General features: G+C 35.5%; 12 protein-coding genes. All 12 read left to right on the forward strand.

Translation table 11 applies throughout. The features are described 5' to 3' along the window. Positions 1–6 precede the first annotated feature (6 nt). The 12 genes from SJY34_RS16350 (at position 7) to SJY34_RS16405 (ending at position 22,661) form a co-directional block, all read left to right on the forward strand. On the forward strand, positions 7–2,181 hold the full coding sequence (locus tag SJY34_RS16350) for a beta-xylosidase (RefSeq protein WP_400077520.1): 2,175 nt from the start codon (positions 7–9) through the stop codon (positions 2,179–2,181). A 34-nt stretch (positions 2,182–2,215) separates the two neighbouring features. Further along, positions 2,216–3,226, forward strand: a complete 1,011-nt coding sequence (locus SJY34_RS16355; protein WP_400077522.1) for a T9SS type A sorting domain-containing protein — start codon at positions 2,216–2,218, stop codon at positions 3,224–3,226. A gap of 11 nt (positions 3,227–3,237) precedes the next feature. Then, the gene (locus tag SJY34_RS16360; RefSeq protein ID WP_400077524.1) at positions 3,238–4,815 is read left to right on the forward strand and encodes a sulfatase; all 1,578 of its coding nucleotides are present in this window, start codon (positions 3,238–3,240) and stop codon (positions 4,813–4,815) included. A 341-nt stretch (positions 4,816–5,156) separates the two neighbouring features. Beyond that, positions 5,157–6,011 (forward strand): T9SS type A sorting domain-containing protein, encoded by an 855-nt coding sequence (locus SJY34_RS16365; protein WP_400077526.1) that lies wholly within the window; start codon positions 5,157–5,159, stop codon positions 6,009–6,011. A gap of 103 nt (positions 6,012–6,114) precedes the next feature. Beyond that, on the forward strand, positions 6,115–6,429 hold the full coding sequence (rhaM, locus tag SJY34_RS16370) for an L-rhamnose mutarotase (RefSeq protein ID WP_400077528.1): 315 nt from the start codon (positions 6,115–6,117) through the stop codon (positions 6,427–6,429). A gap of 106 nt (positions 6,430–6,535) precedes the next feature. Beyond that, positions 6,536–9,121 carry a BNR-4 repeat-containing protein gene (locus tag SJY34_RS16375; protein ID WP_400077530.1) on the forward strand — a complete coding sequence of 862 codons (2,586 nt, stop codon included), beginning with the start codon at positions 6,536–6,538 and terminating at the stop codon, positions 9,119–9,121. Positions 9,122–9,151: 30 nt separating this feature from the next. After that, positions 9,152–11,599: a BNR-4 repeat-containing protein gene (locus tag SJY34_RS16380; protein ID WP_400077532.1), complete on the forward strand. Its 2,448-nt coding sequence runs from the start codon at positions 9,152–9,154 to the stop codon at positions 11,597–11,599. Between the two features lie 152 nt (positions 11,600–11,751). Then, positions 11,752–14,529: a family 78 glycoside hydrolase catalytic domain gene (locus tag SJY34_RS16385; protein WP_400077534.1), complete on the forward strand. Its 2,778-nt coding sequence runs from the start codon at positions 11,752–11,754 to the stop codon at positions 14,527–14,529. Between the two features lie 9 nt (positions 14,530–14,538). Next, positions 14,539–16,542 carry a hypothetical protein gene (locus SJY34_RS16390; RefSeq protein ID WP_400077536.1) on the forward strand — a complete coding sequence of 668 codons (2,004 nt, stop codon included), beginning with the start codon at positions 14,539–14,541 and terminating at the stop codon, positions 16,540–16,542. Positions 16,543–16,576: 34 nt separating this feature from the next. Next, positions 16,577–18,064 (forward strand): sulfatase, encoded by a 1,488-nt coding sequence (locus SJY34_RS16395; RefSeq protein WP_400077538.1) that lies wholly within the window; start codon positions 16,577–16,579, stop codon positions 18,062–18,064. A gap of 31 nt (positions 18,065–18,095) precedes the next feature. Next, positions 18,096–19,544, forward strand: coding sequence for a sulfatase (locus tag SJY34_RS16400; protein ID WP_400077540.1), 1,449 nt, complete (start codon positions 18,096–18,098; stop codon positions 19,542–19,544). Between the two features lie 87 nt (positions 19,545–19,631). Then, a complete protein-coding gene (locus SJY34_RS16405; protein WP_400077542.1) occupies positions 19,632–22,661 on the forward strand; it encodes a glycoside hydrolase family 2 TIM barrel-domain containing protein in 3,030 nt (1,009 codons plus the stop codon). Positions 22,662–22,755: the final 94 nt, after the last annotated feature.

Genomic DNA, 22,755 nt, shown 5'->3' on the forward strand with positions numbered 1-22,755 from the left:
GATAAAATGAAGAAATTATTACTAGCCATAGGCGTTGTAATCATATTTTCCGGCTGTAAATCGGAAACTAGTTCTCAGCAAACAACAAGTAAGAAAGAGACGGAAATCGCTAAAAAAGTAGAAAGTCTTATTAGTGAAATGACATTGGATGAAAAGATTGCCGAAATGACCCAAGATGCACCGGCTAATGATCGCTTAGGTATTCCGTATATGAAGTATGCAGAGGCATTACACGGTATGTGGCTTGTACTCGATTATTATGGTAATACAACAGTGTATCCGCAAGCTATTGCCGCGGGCTCTACTTGGGAACCAGAGTTAGTCAGAAAAATGGCTTCTCAAACAGCTTTAGAAGCGCGTGCATTAGGTGTTACACATTGTTATTCGCCCAATTTAGATGTCATTTCTGGAGATCCAAGATATGGCCGTGTTGAAGAATCTTATGGTGAAGATCCTTATTTGGTATCTAGAATGGGTGTTGCATTTATAGAAGGTTTACAAGGCACTGGTGATGAACAATTTGATGAGAATCATGTAATTGCAACGGCTAAGCATTTTATTGGATATCCTGAAAATAGACGTGGTATCAATGGTGGTTTTAGTGATATGTCCGAACGTCGCTTACGTGAGGTTTATCTGCCACCTTTTGAGGCTGCAATAAAAGAAGCAAAGGTAGGTTCTGTGATGCCAGGTCATCAAGATTATAATGGAGTTCCAAACCATATGAACACTTGGTTGTTAAAAGATATTTTACGAGATGAACTAGGTTTTGATGGTTTTATTATTTCCGATAATAATGATGTCGCTCGATTAGGAACCATGCATTTTATTGCCGAAACTAGAACGGAGTCAGCTATTTTAGGATTAAAAGCCGGTGTTGATATGGACTTAGTGATCGGTAAAAATGAGAAGTTGGCTGCATATAATTCCAAAGTGTTGAAGGATACCGTGACTCAGAATCCAGACTTGCTAAAGTATATTGATAAAGCAACATCTCGTATTCTAACCGCAAAATATAAATTGGGTTTATTTGATACAGAACCAAAAGCGATTGATACCGAAACTGTAAATGCTGGTAGAAAAGAACACCAAGAGTTTTCTTACGAAATGGCTAAAAAAGCTATGATTCTATTGAAAAATGACAATAATCTCTTACCGTTAGATATCAATAGTATTAAATCATTGGCAGTAATTGGTCCAAATGCACATGAAGAGCAACCAGCAAAAGGCACCTATTCGTTATTAGGTGGTTATTCAGGATTACCGCCATATTATACATCTGTGTTAGAGGGGTTAACCAGTAAAACAGAAGGAAAGGTAAAAATAAATTATGCCAAAGGTTGTGATTTGTTGAGTAATTCAAAAGAAGGTTTTTTAGAAGCTATTGCAGCCGCAAAAAAATCAGATGCTGTTGTACTGGTTGTTGGTGGTTCTCGTAAGACAGTTGGAGAAGGCGCGGACCGTTCAAATCTAGATTTATACGGAGTTCAAAATGAATTGGTTGAAGCTATCCATAAAACAGGGAAACCAGTAATTGTAGTTTTAATAAATGGTCGTCCATTGACTATTAATTATATCGCAGAGAATATCCCATCAATATTGGAAACTTGGTATTTAGGGATGCGTTCTGGCGATGCCATTGCAGATGCTATTTTTGGGGATACGAATCCAGGAGGGAAACTTACCGTGTCTTTTCCTCGTGATGTAGGGCAGGTGCCTGTAACGTATTTGGAGCGTCCAGACTTTATAGGTTCTGGTAAAGGTTTATACAAGGATGCAGATAAATCACCATTATATCCTTTTGGTTTTGGATTGAGTTATACCACATTCAAATATAGTACACCAAAACTTGAGAATGAAACCATTAATGCAGATGGCTCTACCAAGGTCTTTGTTGATGTCACAAACACAGGAGAAAGAGAAGGAGATGAAGTCATACAAATGTATGTAAGAGACGATTATGCTTCGGTTGGGCGATACTTAAAACTACTAAAAGGTTTTGAGCGTGTTACTTTAAAACCGGGAGAGACAAAAACAGTCAGCTTTAATTTAGGTTTTGATGAGCTTAATGTTTTAAATCAAGACATGAAAAAAGTTGTGGAACCTGGTACATTTACCATTTCAGTAGGCACATCTTCTGTAGAGAAGGATTTGCAGAAAATCACACTTAAGGTTAAATAGTTTGAAAATAATTAATTTTGAATAGCATAGAATTATGAAAAAAAATACAATAAAAATTGCACTGATATTTATACTTTCAATAGTATATAATCAAACGTTTTCTCAAACCGTAACTTGCGATGGTATATTACCTTTTGAAGAACAAAATGGATTGTTAACAATTGAAATGGAATCAGGCGACTTACCTTCTGGTACTAATTGGCAAACTGGCAGTGAAGATGATCCTAATTTACCTGGATCGACCATAAATTATATATTTTGGGATGGACCTCAGTCTTTCAATGCCTTAACGGGAGCTCCAATTACTTATAATATAAAAATTAATAATCCAGGTACTTACAGACTTGCATGGCGTGGACGAATTGGTACAGGTACTTCAGGAGGAGAACACAACGACGCGTGGCTTAATATAGTAGCTGATGATTTTTATGCGACTAATACAAACAATTCCACTGCTACGCCTCAGTTAGAGCCAAGACCTAGTTGTGTAAGTAACCCAAATAGAGATTGTCCAGAAGGTTCTAGTACAAATGGGTATTTTAAAGCTTTTATGAATAGGCATCCTGTAAACTCACCTCCAGAACAGCGCTGGGGCTTTGTAACAAATACTAATGATGGTAATTCTTTTAGGTTTATATGGGCCACTTTTAATGCTCCAGGTAACTATTCCGTAATTGTAGATGCTAGGTCTAATTTCTTTTTTATGGATAAAATGGTGTTGCGCAGAACGGATGTTTCAGATAGTACAGCGTTTAATTTAAATAACCCAGAATCTTTATGTTATGATGCATCTTTATCTACTGAAACAATCATTAAACAAGAATTAAAAATATTTCCAAATCCAACATCAGGAAGATTAGAAATCAGAAATATACCTGTAAATACAAACCTTACTATTACTAATATGTTGGGTGTTGTGGTGCGTAAATTCAATATTAAAAACTCAAGCAATACAATTGATATAAGTGAATTAGATAGTGGAATTTATTTTATTTCAAGTACTGATCAAAATAGTAATTTTGCTAAAAAAATCATTAAACTATAAGGATCCTTTTTTTGTCTAAAAATTATATTTTATTATGTCTAATTGTTCTTTTTAATTGTAAGGAACAAGAAGTCATTATATCTAAAAAACCTAATATCTTATTCATTTTAGTTGATGACTTGGGCTATCACGATTTAGGTATTACAGGAAGTCAATTTTATGAAACACCAAACATAGATCAGTTGGCAAATCAATCTATGATGTTCACTAATGGCTATTCTGCAAGTCGTGTTTGTAGTCCGTCTAGAGCTAGTATAATGACAGGAAAGTTCACTGCTAGACATGGCATAACGGATTGGATTGGTGCTAAAGCTGGAGAAGATTGGAGAAGTAGAAATAGGCATGATAAACTATTGCCTGCCGATTATGTTCGCGTCTTACCAAAAAAAGAGTTGACGATTGCAGAAGCCATGCAACAAAATGGGTATAAGACTTTTTTTGCAGGAAAGTGGCATCTAGGTGGTGAAGGGTCTTACCCTGAAGACCATGGATTCGATATTAATATTGGAGGTATAGAAGCAGGTTCACCAAGAGGAGGGTTCTTTTCGCCTTGGAATAATCCTAAACTACCGAACAAACAGAAGGGAGAAAATTTAAGTATGCGATTGGCTAAGGAAACCGCAGAATTTATTGGTAAACATAAGGATTCTACATTTTTTGCTTTTTTATCGTTTTATGCCGTGCATGCACCTATTCAAACCACAGAAAAGAAGTGGAGAACATACAGAAATAAGGCTGATAGCATGGGAATTGCAGAGAAAGGTTATAAAATGGAACGCGTCTTACCTATTCGCCAAGTCCAAGACAACGCTATTTATGCAGGTTTAGTAGAAACCATGGATGATGCGGTTGGTTTTGTTTTAGAAGCACTTGAAGCCAATGGAGTAGCCGATAATACGATTGTGGTTTTTACTTCAGATAATGGTGGAGTTGCTTCGGGCGATCATTATGCGACAAGTAACTTACCTTTAAGAGGTGGAAAAGGCTATCAATGGGAAGGTGGTATAAAAGAGCCATTTTTTATTAAATCACCTTGGTTAAAAGGTCGTGGAATTCAAACTGATTATCCTGTTATTGCAACAGATTTGTATCCAACGCTTTTAGATTTAGCAGATTTACAACTCAATGAAGTACAACATGTCGATGGTATCAGTTTGAAGCCATTGTTAGAAGGTAAAGATTTGAATATAAAAAGACCATTGTATTGGCATTATCCACATTACGGCAATCAAGGAGGAGAACCTACGTCTGTAATTCAACAAAATGGCTGGAAGCTCATTCACTATTGGGAAGATGAACATGAAGAGCTATATAAATTACCATCAACAGAACATGATACTTTAAATGTAATTGCTCAACATTCAGAAATAGCCGAAAATCTGAGTAATGATTTAATATCATGGTTAAAAGAAGTCAACGCAAAATTCCCAACTAAAGACACTGAATATGATAAGGCAAAAGCTAAAAAAAGAGGACTTAATACCATAAATAAGAAGTGGCCTTCATTAGAAAAGTATAGAATGGAACTACTTTCTCAAGATTTTCAACCTAATGACAATTGGTGGAAAAGTAAGATTACTATAGATTAAACAAGAACCTAAATAAAAATAAAACTACTTCTATTTAAAAATAGGAGCATGGTGTAATTTGGCAGACCTGACAAAATGAAAAGTATATTCTTTTTTAGAAATTTAGGTAACATAAGATAACGATATTTCTAAGTTTTCAAAATAGAATGCAGGAGAAAGGGTTATTAATAGCTTCTTATTTAATAAATTATTTTAAAAAGAAACAATTATAAACACGAGTAAATACTATGTAAACTATTAGCATATAAAACCTACAGGATAGTTGAGCAGGATAGTACAGGATAATTAGGCATATTAAAAATTATAAATTGTAACAAATTAATCCATATAAACATAAAATTATGAAAAAAATTACTTTAAAAATTAGTGCATTTGTGCTGTTTGCTATGTCTGCGCTTCAAGTACAGGCTCAGAATTGTCCTGAGCTATTCCTTGATCCAGGTGTTTATAAACTTGCAACATGCGGTTTGACTTCGGAACTCTACATGACTATTAATGGGTCTGGCCAGTTAGTATGGGAGGCAGAATTAACAGGTGATGATCCAACACAACTTTGGACTATACAAGACCATAGAGAGCCAGCTTCTTCTGGGTATGTGGAAATTACAGCAGACATCACCCCTGGTCCTGGAGCTTTTACCATGATTGTAGATCAGGGATCTTATGATGGTCCTGGCGATACAGATGGTGTAGTTACAATTGCTGTTAGAACAGGTGATCCTATAGCTGATACGGCGGATGCAAACTACGGGTTTGATCAGTTTCAAAGAAGAAAAGCGACTGGTTGGTCTGGTGCTGGAAACAATGCATTGTTCGCGAAACCACCAGGACAAGGAAACTTTAGATATAGCATAGCGCCAGCGGCAGCAGCTGATCCAGTAGTGTTTAATGATGGTGGAGCAATTAACGATATTCGTTTTATTTTAGTTGAAGCCCTAAGCACAGAAGAGTTTGATACGAGTTCTGTTTTTATCTCAAACCCAGTTAAAGATGAGTTATCAATAGAAGGTTTAAATCAAAGTATTAAACAAATCTCTGTTTACGACTTACTTGGAAAACAAGTAATTACAAGCAATCTTGCTGATGATACAACTTCAACTAAATTAGATGTAAGTACACTTACAAGTGGTTTATACATTGTAAAACTAGAGGGAGAAAATGGTGCGAGCTTAACCAGAAAGATAGTGAAACAATAAGTTCTATAAATTATTAAGACATTTTAAGATCATCCTATCTTTTTTGATAAATAAAAGATAGGATGATTTTTTGTTTTATGAAGAATTCCTAAAATAACTCACTATGAAAAGACTTGCTTTTAAGATGAAACTAAATAGAGGACAGATAGAAGCGTATAAAAAACGTCATAATGAAATATGGACAGAACTCAAGGTGCTTTTAAAAGCTAATGGTGTCAGTGAGTATTCTATTTTTTTTGATGAAGAAACAAGTACTTTGTTTGCGTTTCAAAAAGTATCTGGTGAAGGAGGTTCTCAGGATTTGGCTAGTAACGACATCGTAAAAAAATGGTGGGATTTTATGGCAGATATTATGGAGGTGAATCCAGATAATTCACCAGTATCCATTCCTTTAGAAGAGGTATTCTATATGAAATAGACTTCATTTAACTATTTCTCAGGATAGAACAGGATACGGTCAATAGCTTTTCTATCTAAATTTATAAGATTCTTTGAATTTATAGGATCAAGAAAAAGAAAAAAGCATGACAAAAAATACCCTTAGTATAAGATTTTTAGCAAAGAACTTATGCGTTCTTCTCTCACTATGCTTAGCTCAGATAAACTTTGCGCAAGTCGTTTTAGAAAACGAAGTAAAAATAACCGATTTTGGTTTACATTTTAATGGTAGCAAGGTACCTAATACGTCTTCGGACAATGGCAGTACAACATCTTACGATTATGTTTTTGGAAGAAATATTTCCGCACATGGAGATTGCATAAAGACCTACGGAGACTATGTATTTATGACGTGGTATCGTGGCGGAAAAACAGACAGACATGTCATGCTGACCAGGTATAATACAATAACTGGTACTATGGCAACCATAGAGTTTCCGCACACGCACACAGGTTTTCAGAATAAATGGTGGCTAGGAGAATCGCATAATACTATTGCTGTTGGTATAAGTCCATTAAACGGAACTATACATTTATTATACGATATGCATGCGTATAGCATTTCAAGACCTTCAGATGGAAGTTTATCCAATGATTATTTTAGATATTCATATTCTATTGCAAATGCAGCCTCAGTTTCTGATGCAGAATTTACTTTAGATAAATTTGTTCAAAATGGAACAGGCGGCTATAAACACTTAAAGCTAACAGGAAATACTCCACAAAGCGAATTTGATGGATTAACGTATCCAAAATTTTTTCTAAACGATGCTGGAGATCTCTTAATGAATATGCGAGAAGGTGGTCATACTAATGGTATGTATAAGTTTTCTAAATATGATGCTAACACAGCAACGTGGTCTAATTTTACCGATTTTAATGCGTTAGGTGCAAACAGTCAACCAGGTATTACATATAATTGGGGACTTTATGGAAGTATGAAGTACGTCAATGGTAAAATGCGTATCGGTTTTCAACGAAGGTCTGCAAATAACACTGATAAATTTCGACTACAAAACGGAGTATATTATGCATATTCCGACGATCAATCAGGTGCCTCTAATTGGAAAACCCATGATGGTCAAAGTTTTAGTGTACCGCTTTACGATGCTGATGTTATAAAAATCATAGAGCCTGGAGATTATGTACAGACAACCCAAGTAGATCAAGTTTACATCGTACAAGGATTTGACTGGACAGTTACCGATAATGGTGATGTGCATATTATAAGTCGCGTAAGGGATGATGAATTCAACGTTACCAAGAATTTACATACCTACAAACCTGCAGGAGCTACTGATTTTATAACTTCAGAAAATTTTTCAGGTGCAGACGCTATTTATACTGCTGGAGATGATGTATTTATCATTGGTTTAAGTAGCGGTAGAGTTAAAATTCAAAAAACAGCAGGCGGAACTAATAATTTCACCACAGTATATCAGGCTACAACTGGTAAAACGTTTGACCATGGTCAAGTACATATAGCTGACGGAAAATTATACTATTATATGATGGAAAATGCATCTGGTAGTGCACAACCTTTATATCTTCAAATTATAGATTTAGATATCGCAATAGAGCCATTTAGAGTATCACTTACTAACCCTTTTGATGACGAAACTTATGACGTCGATGAAACCATTCAAATTTCTGCAGATGCCGTTGATGAAAATGGAAGTATCTCTAAAGTAGAATTTTTGGTTAATGGTGCTTTATTTGGAGAAGACTTGAGCGAACCTTATGCTTTAGATTGGACACCAGATACAGAAGGCGCTTATACTGTTCAGGCTGTAGCTTATAATGCGAATAATGAAACAGTATCTTCCAACGAAATTACTGTTAATATTCAGGTTTTTGATCCTACAGATCAACCATGTACTGAATTATGGCTTGAACCTGATGTTTATAAGATTGCAACATGTGGTTTGGCTGGAAGTGAACTTTATATGACCATTAATGTCGCTACAGGCCAGTTGGAGTGGGCTGCAGAAATAACGACAGCACCTGCTAAAGCAACACAACTTTGGACTGTAACAAACCATAGACAACCAGCTTCTAGCGGGTATGTTGAAATTACAGCAGACCTCTCTGCTCTTGGTGCTGGACCATGGACCATGATTGTAGATCAATCAACTTATGATGGGTCTGGATCAGATCCTGAAATTAGAGTTAACGCTAGAACTGGTGTGCCAATAAGTGATACAAGTGATACAAATTACGGTTATGACCAGTTTCAAAGAAGAAAAGCGAATGGTTGGACTGGTGATGGAAACAATGCATTGTTCGCGAAACCTCCAGGGCAAGGAAACTTAAGATATAGTGTAACTCCAGCGGCAGCAGGTGATCAAGTGCTATTTCAAAATGGAGGTGCAATTAGCCCACTTCGTTACATTCTTGCTCAAGCATTAAGCACTGAAGAGGTTGAAGACAATGCTTTTACTGCACAGATTTTTCCAAATCCAGCGAAGAATGAATTTACAATTCTGCTGAATGCAATGACTAACGCCAATGTTATTATTTATAATATGCTTGGTAAAGTAGTTTATGAAGATAAAATGACCTCCAATAGAATGGATGTTTCGACTAATGGTCAATTTAAATCAGGCTTATATTTAATAAAAGTTACTGATGATAATCAACGAGTTTTTTATTCAAAACTGATGATTAGATAATTAAAAGATTTTAATTTAACATTAATTACTATGCAAAGGACTTACTGTAATGGAAATCAAAAGGGTATATACTTTTCACTACTTTTTGGATTAGGTTTTTTCTTTATTACTGCTCAGGTAGTTCTAGAAAATGAAGTTGAAATTACAGATATAGCCTTACACTTTGATGGTGTACAAGTAAATGATGAATCAGCACCAAACTCAACTACAGGTTACGATTATAAATTTGGGCCACAAATTTCGGCGCATGGAGATTGTATAACCACATATAATGAATATGTGTTTATGACTTGGTATAGAGGAGGTAAAGCTGATAGACATATGATGTTAACGCGTTACAATACCATTACAGGAACCATGGCTACCATTGAGTTTCCGCACCAACATACGGGTTGGCGCAATATATGGTATATTGGTGAATCTCATAATACAATCGGTATTGGTGTAAGTCCTTTAGATGGAACCATTCATCTGCTTTTTGATATGCATGCTTATACTAATACGAGACCTTCTGACGGAAGCTTAAGTGATGATTACTTCAGATATTCGTATTCTATTGCAAATGCAGCCTCGGTTTCTGATGCAGAATTCACCTTAGACAAATTTGTACAAAATGCGAATGGTGGTTATAAGCATTTAAGTTTAAACGGAGTTGAAAATTATGGGGCGTTTTCCGAGTTTACTTATCCAAAATTTTTCCTAAATAATCAAGGAGATTTGTTCTTTTCTATGCGAAAGGGCTCGAGCTCAAATGGAGGTTATCACTTTGCAAAATATGATGCAGCTACGTCCACTTGGTCTGATTTTATAAAGTTTGCAGATAAAAATGCCAGTAATTATGGTCAAGACTATAATTGGGGTATGTATGGAAGATTAAAATATGTCGGAGGAAAAATTAGAATCGGTTTTCAACGACGCTCTCGAAATAATACAGATAAGTATCTATATCAGAATGGTCTGTATTATGCGTATTCTGATGATCAAAGTGGAGCGACTAATTGGAAAAACCATGAAGGTACAAGTTTTAACTTACCGTTACGAAACGCTGATGAGATAAAATTGATGGAGCCAGGAGATTACGTGCAAACCACGCAAACAAATCAAGTTTATATTGTTGGAGGATTTGATTGGACCGTAACCGAGAACGGTGATGAACATATTATTAGTCGTGTAAAGGATAACGAATTTAATGTGACCAAGAATTTACACACGTACAGACCTGCAGGTGCTACCGATTTTATAACTACGGAGAATTTTTCGGGAGCAGAGGCCATTTACACGTCTGGTGATGATATATTTTTAATTGGTTTAAGCAGTGGACGTGTTCGTATACAAAAAGCAGTAGGTGGAACTAATAATTTTACGACTGTATATCAGCCTACAACAGGCAGGACATTTAGACACGGTATAGTTTATATTGCTGATGGTAAATTGTATTATTATTTAATGGAAAATGGATATTCGGATGATACTAGACCGTTGTATTTACAAATCATTGATTTAGATATAGTTCAAGAACCATTTAGAGTGTCGCTAACCTCGCCATTTAATGATGAAACCTATAATACAGGAGAAACGATTCCTATTTCTGCAGACGCTGTTGATGAAAATGGAAGTATTTCTAAAGTAGAGTTTTTGCTTAATGGTGTGTTGTTTGGAGAAGATACTACGGAGCCATATGCTTTAGATTGGACTCCAGATACGGAAGGAGCTTATGATATTCAAGCTATAGCTTATAATGCTAATAATGAGACAGTATCTTCAAACGAAATCACTGTTAATATTCAAGTTTTTGACCCTAACGATTTAACAGGTGATGTTTATCGCATCAAGAATTTTGTAACTGGTAAGTATATGCATTCCGTAGGTGCAGATGTTGTTGAGAGTAACGATGGAATTAATATAGCTTTTGGTGATAAAGAATGGGAGTTTGTACAAGCGGGTAACTATTATAATATAGAAAGTAAAAGGACGGATCGTGGTATTTTAAGATCGGCAGGTAATCCACCAAATGATATAATTAATACAGGTTTTGGAGCACCTAGAGAGGATTCTGATAAACAGTTTACTGTTATCTATAACAGTAGTGATGGTACGTATCAATTCGAAACTCGAAACGGTTCAAATTACATATATCACAATTCCAATGGAATAATCGAACATGTTGGGAACTCAGATGACAGATCTAAATGGATAGTAGAATCTACCACATTAAGTACATTAGAGTTTGATGACGATACTTTTACTGCAAAGATTTTTCCAAATCCAGCGAAGGATGAATTTACAATCTTACTGAATGCAACGACTAACGCCAATGTTATTATTTATAATATGCTTGGAAAAGTAGTTTATGAAGATACCATGACTTCTAATAGAATTGATATTAAGAATAACGGACGTTTTAAATCGGGATTGTATCTTATAAAAGTTGTTAATGAAAATCAAAGGGTTTTCCATTCAAAACTGATGATTAGATAAAGCATAATTTATTTTAAACATAAGCTAGAGATTTTCGGATGTCTAGCTTTTTTTATTTGATGTTTGTAAAATCGAGACAGTACAGGATAGTTTTTTTGAGGAAATATTGCATTTTAGAACATCCTGAAAATTTTCAAACGAAACTCTAAACCATGTTTAAAAATTCAAATTTTAAATATTTACTATTCGCTTTAAGCACATTTATATTTATAAATGTCACTGCTTGCAAAGAACAAGGTGTATTGCAAAAACCTCAAAAATTAACGATTTCTGAGGGTTTTACAAATCCATTAGGGTTTTATGATGGAACGCCGACATTTTCGTGGAAATTACCAGTTACCGAGAATAATAAAAGCCAGTCTGCGTATCAAATTGTAGTGGCATCTAAGGAAGATTTATTACCAGATAATGCCGACTTATGGGATTCTAAAAAACAAGAATCAGGGCAGTCTGCATGGATAAAATATGGTGGAGAAGCTTTACAATCGCGCCAAAACGTATTTTGGCAAGTAAAATATTGGAATCAAGATGGAGACGCTTCAGAATGGAGTGCTATCAATCAGTTTGAATTAGGCTTACTAAATAATACCGATTGGAAAGCTAAGTGGGTAGGTTTAGATACCGCTAAAGATAGTATTCGTGGAAAGGAGAATGTAATTATTCACAAACCACAATATTTAAGAAAAGGATTTGAATTGTCTAATGATGTTGCGTCGGCAAGACTCTACATTACGGCTAAAGGAGTGTTTGATGTGTCTCTTAATGGTGAAAATGTAAGCGAAGATGTCATGTCGCCGGGATTCACAACATATGATAAAAGAATAGAAACGTTGACTTACTCTGTTACAGAGTTAATAGAGTCAGGGCAAAATACCATTGGTGTAGAGTTGGCTTCTGGTTGGTATTCTGGCAGATTACTTTGGGGCACAACACTCTGGGACAATTCCATTTCACCAAAAGTATTATGCCAGTTAGAATTACAACTAAAAGATGGTTCAATTAAAACTATAATTTCTGACGAAAGCTGGAAAGGCACAACCAACGGACCACTTCGGTTTGCCGAAATTTATGATGGTGAAATCTATAATGCCAATTTAGAAATGCCTAATTGGAGCACTAATAATTTTGATGATAAAGATTGGATTAGCGTTGAAGTAGCCAATCTTGATAAAAATGTAAATCTTGAACCAAAACGACATACAGCTGTAAAGGACAAAATTAAATTAGTGCCAAAAGAGATCACTAAAAAAGATGGAGCCGTAATTTTCAATTTGCAACAAAATATGGTCGGTGTACCTCTGGTAAAAGTACCAATGATAAAAGGCGATACGCTCAAAATTAGATTTGCAGAAATGTTATCACCAGATGGAACTTTCTACACTAAAAACTATAGAAGCGCACATTCTACGGACTATTATATTGCTGCTGAAGATGGCGAAATAGAATATAAGCCAAAATTTACATTTCATGGGTTTAGTTATGTAGAGTTGAGTGGTTTTGATGGATCAAAAGAACCAACAAAAGATTGGGTCACTGGTATTGTACAATATTCAGATTTTGATGATAACGGCACATTTACGTCTTCGAATGAGAAATTGAATCAATTACAAAGCAATATTATTTGGGGATTGAGAGGCAACTTTTTAGACATTCCAACAGACTGTCCGCAGCGTAATGAGCGATTAGGTTGGACAGGCGATGCTCAAGTTTTTGGGCCAACATCCATGTTTAATGCTGATGTTTATAAATTCTGGGCAAGTTGGCTACAAAGTGTTTGTGAAGCACAACTCGAAGATGGAGCAATTCCTTGGACAGTTCCAGATTCTCGTGGCAACAAAATAGCCAGTTCTGGTTGGGGAGATGTAGGAACAATAATTCCTTGGAAAATTTACATGAGAACAGGAGACGTTGGATTTTTAGAAGATAATTTTGAAATGATGAAACAATGGGTAAGCTATCATCAAAAAAAATCAAAAAACTATATCTCTAATATGATGTCCTTTTCAGATTGGTTGCAACCTTATCCTGAAAATGGGGACAATAGAGGTGACACATCGAGGAATTTAATTGGAACCGCTTTTTTTGCTCACTCTGCTAAATTAACAGCACAGGCTGCCGAAGTTCTTGGTAAAACACAGGAACAGGCTAAATACCAAGCGCTTTACAAAACAGTTGCTAGTGCATTTGATGATAAGTTTTTTGATGAAACAGGAAAAGTAAAAGGTGTAACTGAAACGCAAACCTCTTATTTGTTAGCATTAGCATTCGATTTACTACCAGAATCAAAAATCAAAAATGCCCAGGCTAATTTATTACAAAAACTTAAAGATGCCGACTATCATTTAAGAACAGGCTTTTTAGGAACACCATTGTTATCGCGAGTTTTAGATGACATGGGCGAAGTAGATTTAGTCTATAAGTTATTGTTTAACGAAACCTATCCATCTTGGTTTTATTCCATTAATCAAGGGGCTACAACCATTTGGGAACGTTGGAATAGTTACAGTAAAACAGAGGGCTATAATCCTATGAGCATGAATAGCTTAAACCACTATGCTTATGGCGCCATTGGAGAATGGATGTATGAGCGCATAGGTGGAATAGCACCATTAGAAGCAGGATATAAAGTCATAGAAATCGCACCACAAGTTAGGCAACCGCTTAATTCCGCTTCAGCTTCATTACATACACCTTACGGCAAAGTATCTAGTACTTGGGAAATTAACGGTGAAACATTTCAACTGAATATTAGTGTGCCACCAAATACTTCTGCGGTAGTTATAGTGCCTGCAAATACTAAAAGTGAATTACTATTAGATGAAAATGTATTTTCTGATACCGACAATGTGAAATTAGTAAATACAACAAAAGATGTATTCGAGTTAAAAGTGCAGCCTGGTGAATACACGTTTCAATCAAAAATTAAATAATTTTAAAGCATGAATATAAAACGAGTCATACTACTGTGTATGATATTCAATTTGAATTTAACAGCACAGACCACAGCTTTAAATGCACCAATTTTAGATGATAAAGTGACATTCATGGAAAATAATGGTATGGTCGCTGTTGAAGCTGAATATTTCTATAAACAAAGTAAGTCTGTTGTGAGACAATGGTATATCACAGCAAAAAATGCAATAGCAAAAGTTGGACAAGATGAAGACATACCACATCATAAAGATGCTAGTAATAAAACTTATGTTGAAATATTACCAGATACCAGAGTGACGCATTCCGATACCTTGGTTAAAGGCGAAAATTTCTCTAATAAAGCTGGTGAATTAGGAATTCTACATTATAAAGTCAGAATTAATGACCCAGGACGGTACTATGTTTGGGCACGTGCTTTTAGCACAGGAAGTGAAGATAATGGCTTACACGTTGGGTTAAATGGCAAATGGCCAGAACACGGACAGCGTATGCAATGGTGCAAAGGAAAAAACAAATGGACTTGGGAAAGTAAACAACGCACTAAAGAAGAACATTGCGGTGTGCCAAAAGAAATTTATTTAGATATAGATAAAGCAGGTACGCACGACATACAATTTAGTATGCGCGAAGATGGTTTTGAGTTTGATAAATTCATTCTAACAAAAGACAGTACGTATGTTCCAAAAGATGAAGGTTTAAAAGTTACAACACTATGGCCTTTAAGGTCTTATTTTAAACAGGTTGGAGCTTCAAATATTGATAATAAAACTTTGCCTATTGACGATTTCCCAATAAAAGGTACTGGATTTTACAAACATGCTGGCGGATATTGGCTTGGTATTAATCCAAACAAGCAAAAAGAAGCAGAAACAACCACAGCATTTACTTTCAAAAACGGAAACTACGACTTGGTTTTTGCTGCTGTTGGTGAAAATGATGGGCAATCAGAATTTACGATACGTATCAATGGTAAAAAATTGGGCACATTTAAGCCACCATTATCAAAAGATGTTTTTGAAGAAGGTGAAAATAATAATGCACTTTGGGAAAATGTAAAACTAAAAAAAGGCGATAAAATTACCGTACGTGCCAAAATAGGTAGTGCAGACAGAAAAGAGTGGGCAAGAGCACGATGGTCTGGTATAATTTTCACGCCTGTTGGTAAGGGCAAAAACGTTATAAAAACACCTTTTAAAAGTAATCTAGATATGGTAAAAAATGCAGCACCAGTAATTAAACCACCATTAGGTCGTATTGTTGTAGTAGCTGATGGTAATTCACCAGACCCAGACGATTTAGGAGGAACCGCAGTGTCTATAGCTTTGTTAAGAGCAGCTGGACTCGAAGATAAATTAGTACATTATTCTCACAGTTGTGATTTAATTCGTGTTAACAGAATTTCTGAAAAAGCTGAAATTGAAAGACACGCCCTTATGCAAAGTGTTTGTGATGTTACAGCAAGACGTTGGGGCGGATTTGACACCCTTAAATTTTTAGATGCCAAATGGGATATGGATGAGACCATTAAAGATTTGGCCAAAGCCATTAATGCATCAACAGCTAATGACCCTTTATGGATTATAGAAGCAGGCGAGCCAGATATTATTGGTTTTGCACTCAAAGCGAGTTCAAAAGACAAACATAAATTTGTAAAAGTCGTGACACACCATCCGGCAAATGATGATGCAGGTGATTTTTATACATGGCAACAGATACTGGATTTCGGTGTAGAAGAAGTGCGCATTCCAGATCAAAATATTAAACTTAAAGTCAATATTGCTGAATGGGATTGGGCAAGAGACCATAAAGACCCGAGAGTCCAACAAGTTTGGACGTATGGTAAACTGGCTGAGGTTGATGATGTGGTTAAATTTCAAAAAGGAAAATGGGATTGCTCTGATGCAGGCATGATTTTGTATTGGATTACAGGAGCCAATGTTAACGATGGATTAAAACAGGGTACAGTAGCTGATGTTAAAAGTATCTTACTGAATTATATAGAAAAATAGGTTTTGAAATTATTGATTAAATAAATTAAACGATATGAAAAAAACAATAATTCTAGTCTTAGGACTTTGTTTATTGATAGGTTGTAAATCGAACGAAAAAAAAGACGATAAAGCGTCGAATGCTGCTGAAACCTCTAAAAAACCAAATATTGTTTACATCCTTACAGACCAATGGAGAGGATCTGCATTGGGTTATGCCGGAAATCCAGATGTAAAAACACCAAACCTAGATGCGTTTGCCAAAGCATCTATAAACTTTACGAATGCCGTTTCAGTAACACCAGTGTGTACACCACATAGAGCAGCTTTGTTAACTGGTAAATTTCCAACCACGACAGGTATGTTTTTAAATGATATTCATTTTCCTGCAGAAGAGGTGACCATGGCAGAATTATTTAAAGCGGAAGGCTATAATACAGCATATTGGGGAAAATGGCATTTAGATGGACATGGAAGATCGACTTATATTCCAAAAGAAAGGCGTCAAGGTTTTGAATATTGGAAAGCTTTAGAATGTTCTCATAACTACACTAAAATGCCGTATTATGATAATGATAATCCAGAGCTGAAACATTGGGAGGAGTATTCACCATTCGCCATTGTAAAAGATGCAAATCAGTATTTAGAAGAACATGCCAATGATAAAGAACCATTTTTAGCAGTAGTTTCTATTGCAACACCACATTATCCTCATGGAAGCGCACCGAAGAAATATAAAGCCATGTATCCACCAGAAGCATTGACCTTAAATCCTAATATTTCAGAAGAATTTATGAAACGAAGTCGTAAAGAATTACAAGGCTATTATGCGCATGCCACAGCTACGGATGAAGCTATAGGAAGTTTGTTGGCGAAGATAAAAGAACTGAAATTATCAGATAATACGATTATTGTATTTTCATCAGATCATGGAGAAATGATGGGAGCGCATGGTGTAAAACCATTCGTTAAGCAACTCGCTTGGGATGAGGCAGCACGAGTTCCGTTTTTAATAAGTTACCCAACTATTGGAAAGCATAAAGGTAAAGTTGTAAATGCACCACTAACCACACCAGATATTTTACCATCACTATTAGGGTTGACTAATATGGAAATCCCTAAAGACATAGAAGGCGAAGATCTATCAGAATTAATAAAAAATCCAGATCCTAATGCAGATAGAGTAGCCTTAATAATGAATGTTGCACCCTTTGGAGCAAATTTCAAAGATCCTTCATACAGAGCCATAAGAACAAAACAATATACCTACGCGTTAACACCTGATGGACCAAGTATGTTTTATGATAATATCAAAGATCCATTTCAACAAAACAACTTACTGGGAAAATCAGAATTGAAAGACGTTCAAGAAGATTTAGACACTAAACTAAAGCAGCAACTTCAAAATATAGACGATGAGGTAAGGCCAAGAGATTACTATATGAAAAAATGGAATTATGTGTTTGATAAAAAACGCAGAGCCATTGATTGGTGGAGTTGGAAGGATGGAAAAGGTGTAGTGCAATCACCAAAGCCATTATAATTAAATCAATAAAACATTAAAATAGAACCTAATGAATAAAGTTATAGCACTACTTTTTACTGCTTTTTGTTTTTTAAGTAGTAGGGCACAAGACAGCCAACCCAATGTTCTGGTTTTTTATATAGATGATTTAAGAGCAGAATTAGGTTGCTATGGCAGTGAAACTGCAATAACACCGCATATCGATGAATTAGCAAAAGATGGTGTAATGTTTAATAAAGCCTATGTGCAGCAAGCCATTTGTGCGCCTTCTAGAATGAGTACGTTGACAGGTTTACGTCCAGAAACTTTAGGCATTTATAGCATTTTTACACCATTGAGAAGTGTACATAAAGAGGTGGTGTCTTTACCACAGTTGTTTAATAAAAACGGCTACAAAACAATTAGTATTGGTAAGGTGTATCACCACGGTAGAGATGATAAAAGCGTATGGTCTACTTATTTTGAAAAAGAAAAAAATACGTATTTAAAGCCCGAAAATATAACATTAATGAAACGCCTAAAAGAAGAAGGTGTTAAACCATTAAAAGGACCTGCTTTTGAAAATGCTGATGTGCCAGATGAAGGCTATAAAGACGGACGCGCAGCTAATTATGCTATAGAAACCTTGCATAGGGTTAAGGACGATAAATTTGTAATGTTTGTGGGTTTAAGTAAACCACATTTACCATATAATGCACCAAAAAAATATTGGGATTTATACGATAAGAATGATTTTAAAATTCCATCAAGACAAAAACCAGAAGGTGCTTACAGATTGGCATTACCAAAATGGGGGGAATTAAAAAGCTATTCAAATATTCCGAAAGAGGGAGATTTAAATGATGATTTAACGCGAGACCTTATTCATGGCTATCATGCCTCGGTTAGTTATATTGATGCACAAGTTGGTAAAGTGATGGCAACATTAGAGGATTTAGATTTAAGAAAAAACACCATGATTATTTTTATGAGTGACCATGGTTATAAAATTGGAGAATATGCCTTATGGTGCAAACAATCTAATTTAGAAATCGATACAAGAGTGCCTTTAATTATAAGTAGAGAAACAGCATATAAAAATCGCGTTACAAATAAAACGTCAGATGCCTTAGTAGAAAATGTAGATATATATCAAACCCTTGTTGATATTTGCGATCTGAAATCGGCACCAGTATCAGATGGAAAAAGCATATTAGCTGTACTAAACAATCCAAAAACAAAATGGGATGCTGCTGCTTATAGTGTATATGCAAGAGGGAAAAAGATAATGGGTGTTACCACAACAGATGGTCAATGGCGATATACAGAATGGCGTAATTCTACCACGCACGAAATTTTGGGAGTAGAACTCTACGAGCATAAAAACAGTTTGTTGTCTTACACAAACCTCTCAGGACAAAAGAAGTACAAAAAAGTAGAAGACAGAATGCGACAACTTTTAGAAGTACAATTTCCAAGAAATAAACCGTTTTTACAAAATGATCAGCCCAGAAGATAGGGCATGTTTAAAGCATAACACTACAGGATAATACTTACGATTTTTAAATTTAAGTTTGGTTGTCTCGTTGAGATCAACTAAATCAGCATGAAAAAATCGCTACTAATTCTATTTTTAGTTATTAGTATAAACCTTGTTTATACTCAACGTTCCGTTACTAATTTCAATAATGATTGGTCTTTCATTCTAGAGGATAACCCTAATTTTTCAAAAGAAAACTTTAACGATACCTCTTGGACAACTTTAAACGTGCCACACGATTGGTCATTCGAAAAAGGAGTACGTAAAGGTGGAGATCAAGGTCAAGGAGGTGGTTATCACGATGGTGGTATTGGTTGGTACCGTAAACAATTCAACATTAAAAAAGAAAGCCTTTCAAACATTAACTACATCAACTTTGATGGTGTGTATATGAACAGCGAGGTTTGGGTAAATGGTATTTATATCGCAAAAAGACCTTACGGCTACATCAGTTTTCGATATGATATTTCAAAATATTTAAAAGTAGGTAATAACACAATTGCGGTTAGAGTAGATAACAGTTTAGAGCCTTCCGCGCGCTGGTATCATCCTTGTGGTATTTATGCGCAAGTAAAATTAATAGAGGTTAACCCAACGCATTTTAAACCCAATAGTATTTTTATAAAAACACCTTCTATTCAAACGAATAAAGGGACTGTTACTATTGATGCTGAATTTAAAGGTAAAACCAAAGGCTTAAAGTACGATGTGAAGCTATTTTCCTCAGATGGAAAACTGCAGGATTCAAAGCGTGTAAAATTAAAGAAGTCACAATCAACAGTTCAGTTAGAAGTTGAAAATCCTAAATTATGGAGTCCTGAACGTCCTAATTTGTACAAAGCGGTCACGCAAATTTTAGACGGTAAGAAAGTAATCGATGAAATAGAAACCACCTTTGGTTTTAAAACGGTAGAATGGAAAACAGAAACAGGATTTTGGTTAAATGGTGATAATGTAAAACTAAAAGGCGTTTGTGAACATTGGGAAGGTGGACCTGTTGGAGGTGCTTGGACAAAACCGATTTTACGTTGGAAATTACAATCACTAAAAGACATGGGCATCAATGCCATTCGTCCGTCACATAATCCAACACCACCCATGTTTTATGATATCTGTGATGAAATCGGATTATTGGTCATGGATGAAATTTTTGATGGCTGGCATAAAAAAGCACCACAAGATTACGGCAAACAAGCTTTTGATGAATGGTGGCAACGCGATGTAAAAGAATGGATTACTAGAGACAGAAACCACCCAAGCATTTTCGTCTGGAGTTTAGGTAATGAAACCCATAGCGATGTGGCACCAGAATTGGTAAAATTCGGTAAAAGTTTAGACTCAACACGATTATTTACTTCTGGTGCTGGCAATCCAGAAGATATGGATATTACTGGTGTTAATGGTGGTTCGGAGACACAATCGTTTATAGAAAACAGACGTTTTGATAAACCGTTTATTTCAACTGAAGCACCACATACTTGGCAAACCAGAGGCTATTACAGAACACAAACTTGGTGGAGAGATAATGAATTACCAGGTACTTACGAGTTGCCTGATTTAACAGAAAAAGAGATTTTCTTCTACGAAGGAATCAATCCTAAAAACTGGAGAAACCGAAAGCAAAGTTTCAATTCGTCTTATGATAACGCCACAGTAAGAGTGTCTGCCAGAAAATATTGGGAAGTGATGCGCGATAATCCTTGGCATAGTGGTCATTTTCGATGGACAGGTTTCGATTATTACGGTGAAGCAGGTTTGGTTCATGGAGGTTTGCCTTTCAACTTATTTATGGGAGGTTCTTTAGACGTCGCAGGATTCAAAAAAGATTTATTCTATTTCTACCAGAGTCAATGGACTAAAGATTCAATGCTACACATGTTACCACATTGGACGCATCCAAGAATGGAAAAAGGAACGGTGATTCCAGTTTGGGTCTATTCTAATGCAGATGAAGTAGAATTATTTTTAAACGGGAAATCTTTAGGAAAAGACAAACCAGGAACCATCTGGAATGAAATGCAATGCGAGTGGATGGTGCCTTATGAAGAAGGAAAACTAGAAGCGATCGCTTATGTCGATGGGAAAGAAGTAAAAAGAACATCCTTTTCTACCAGTAAACAACCGTCACAATTAAAAACAAGCATTCAAAAATTAGATGCTGAAGATAGTTTTACCACAAGTTATATCATCACCTCAGAAAGCAAAGATGAAAATGATAATCTATACCCTTACGGCGAAAACAAAATCTACTATTACATTGATGGCGATGTCAAGAAAATTTCTATGGAAAACGGAAATCCTATTGACCCAACAAGTAGAACAAAATCAGATTTTAGAGCTTTGTTTTTTGGGAAAACGCGATTGTTTTTAAGAGAACTACCCAATGCAAAACAGGCTTCAATCATAACTGCATCAATTTTAGGTGATAAAGCATTATACACTTCAAAAACAATTACAATTGACACAAAACAAATCTCAATTTTGGATTATAACCCATCTTCAGATTTAGAAGTTTTATATACTACAAATGGAGATAATCCTGAAACCAAAGGCATAATTTACAAAGGAGCTTTCGAAATTTCAGATAATACAACCGTAAAAGCCATTGTAAAACAAAACGGTAAAGTCGTTTTAAAAATGAATGAAACTTTTGGTAAAAACGAAGGTTTATTTTGGGGAGATGAACATTCTAAAGATATGTGGATTGGTAGAGGTGTAAATATTTCTGCAGAGGAAGGTATTCTTAGTGGTAAGGCCAAAGCAAGTTCAGATGCGCGTCGCTATAAAGGTAGTGGATTTGTAAGATTTGATGGTGGTGAAGGGTCGATAACGTGGTATCAAGAAAATGACGGCGAAGCAGGAGATTATAGTATTCGTTTTAGATATATGCATAATAACATAGGCGAATTGCACCCAATGAAATTGTATGTAAATGATGAGTATATCAGGACGCTAGAGTTTAAAGCAACAGACGGTTGGGAAAAAGAATGGAAATTCGTGCCTACAATAATCACATTAAAGGCTGGAGCAAACAATATTAAGTTAGAAACCACTGGGGAAAGTGGTCCATATATAGATGAGTTATTTATAGATTAATTAAAAGATTCAAAAATAGTTGATATGATAAATGTATTAATGGGAATGGGGATTTTACTACTATTAAATTTTATATTATTAATGTTTAGTTGCA

The organism is Winogradskyella sp. R77965 (assembly GCF_044594915.1).
Lineage (GTDB): Bacteria > Bacteroidota > Bacteroidia > Flavobacteriales > Flavobacteriaceae > Winogradskyella.

Bases quoted from the DNA above. Each gene is read 5' to 3' on its own strand.
- SJY34_RS16350 (WP_400077520.1), top strand. From the start codon at position 7: ATGAAGAAATTATTACTAGCCATAGGCGTTGTAATCATATTTTCCGGC.
- SJY34_RS16355 (WP_400077522.1), top strand. From the start codon at position 2,216: ATGAAAAAAAATACAATAAAAATTGCACTGATATTTATACTTTCAATA.
- SJY34_RS16365 (WP_400077526.1), top strand. From the start codon at position 5,157: ATGAAAAAAATTACTTTAAAAATTAGTGCATTTGTGCTGTTTGCTATG.
- rhaM (WP_400077528.1), top strand. From the start codon at position 6,115: ATGAAAAGACTTGCTTTTAAGATGAAACTAAATAGAGGACAGATAGAA.
- SJY34_RS16375 (WP_400077530.1), top strand. From the start codon at position 6,536: ATGACAAAAAATACCCTTAGTATAAGATTTTTAGCAAAGAACTTATGC.
- SJY34_RS16380 (WP_400077532.1), top strand. From the start codon at position 9,152: ATGCAAAGGACTTACTGTAATGGAAATCAAAAGGGTATATACTTTTCA.
- SJY34_RS16385 (WP_400077534.1), top strand. From the start codon at position 11,752: ATGTTTAAAAATTCAAATTTTAAATATTTACTATTCGCTTTAAGCACA.
- SJY34_RS16390 (WP_400077536.1), top strand. From the start codon at position 14,539: ATGAATATAAAACGAGTCATACTACTGTGTATGATATTCAATTTGAAT.
- SJY34_RS16395 (WP_400077538.1), top strand. From the start codon at position 16,577: ATGAAAAAAACAATAATTCTAGTCTTAGGACTTTGTTTATTGATAGGT.
- SJY34_RS16400 (WP_400077540.1), top strand. From the start codon at position 18,096: ATGAATAAAGTTATAGCACTACTTTTTACTGCTTTTTGTTTTTTAAGT.
- SJY34_RS16405 (WP_400077542.1), top strand. From the start codon at position 19,632: ATGAAAAAATCGCTACTAATTCTATTTTTAGTTATTAGTATAAACCTT.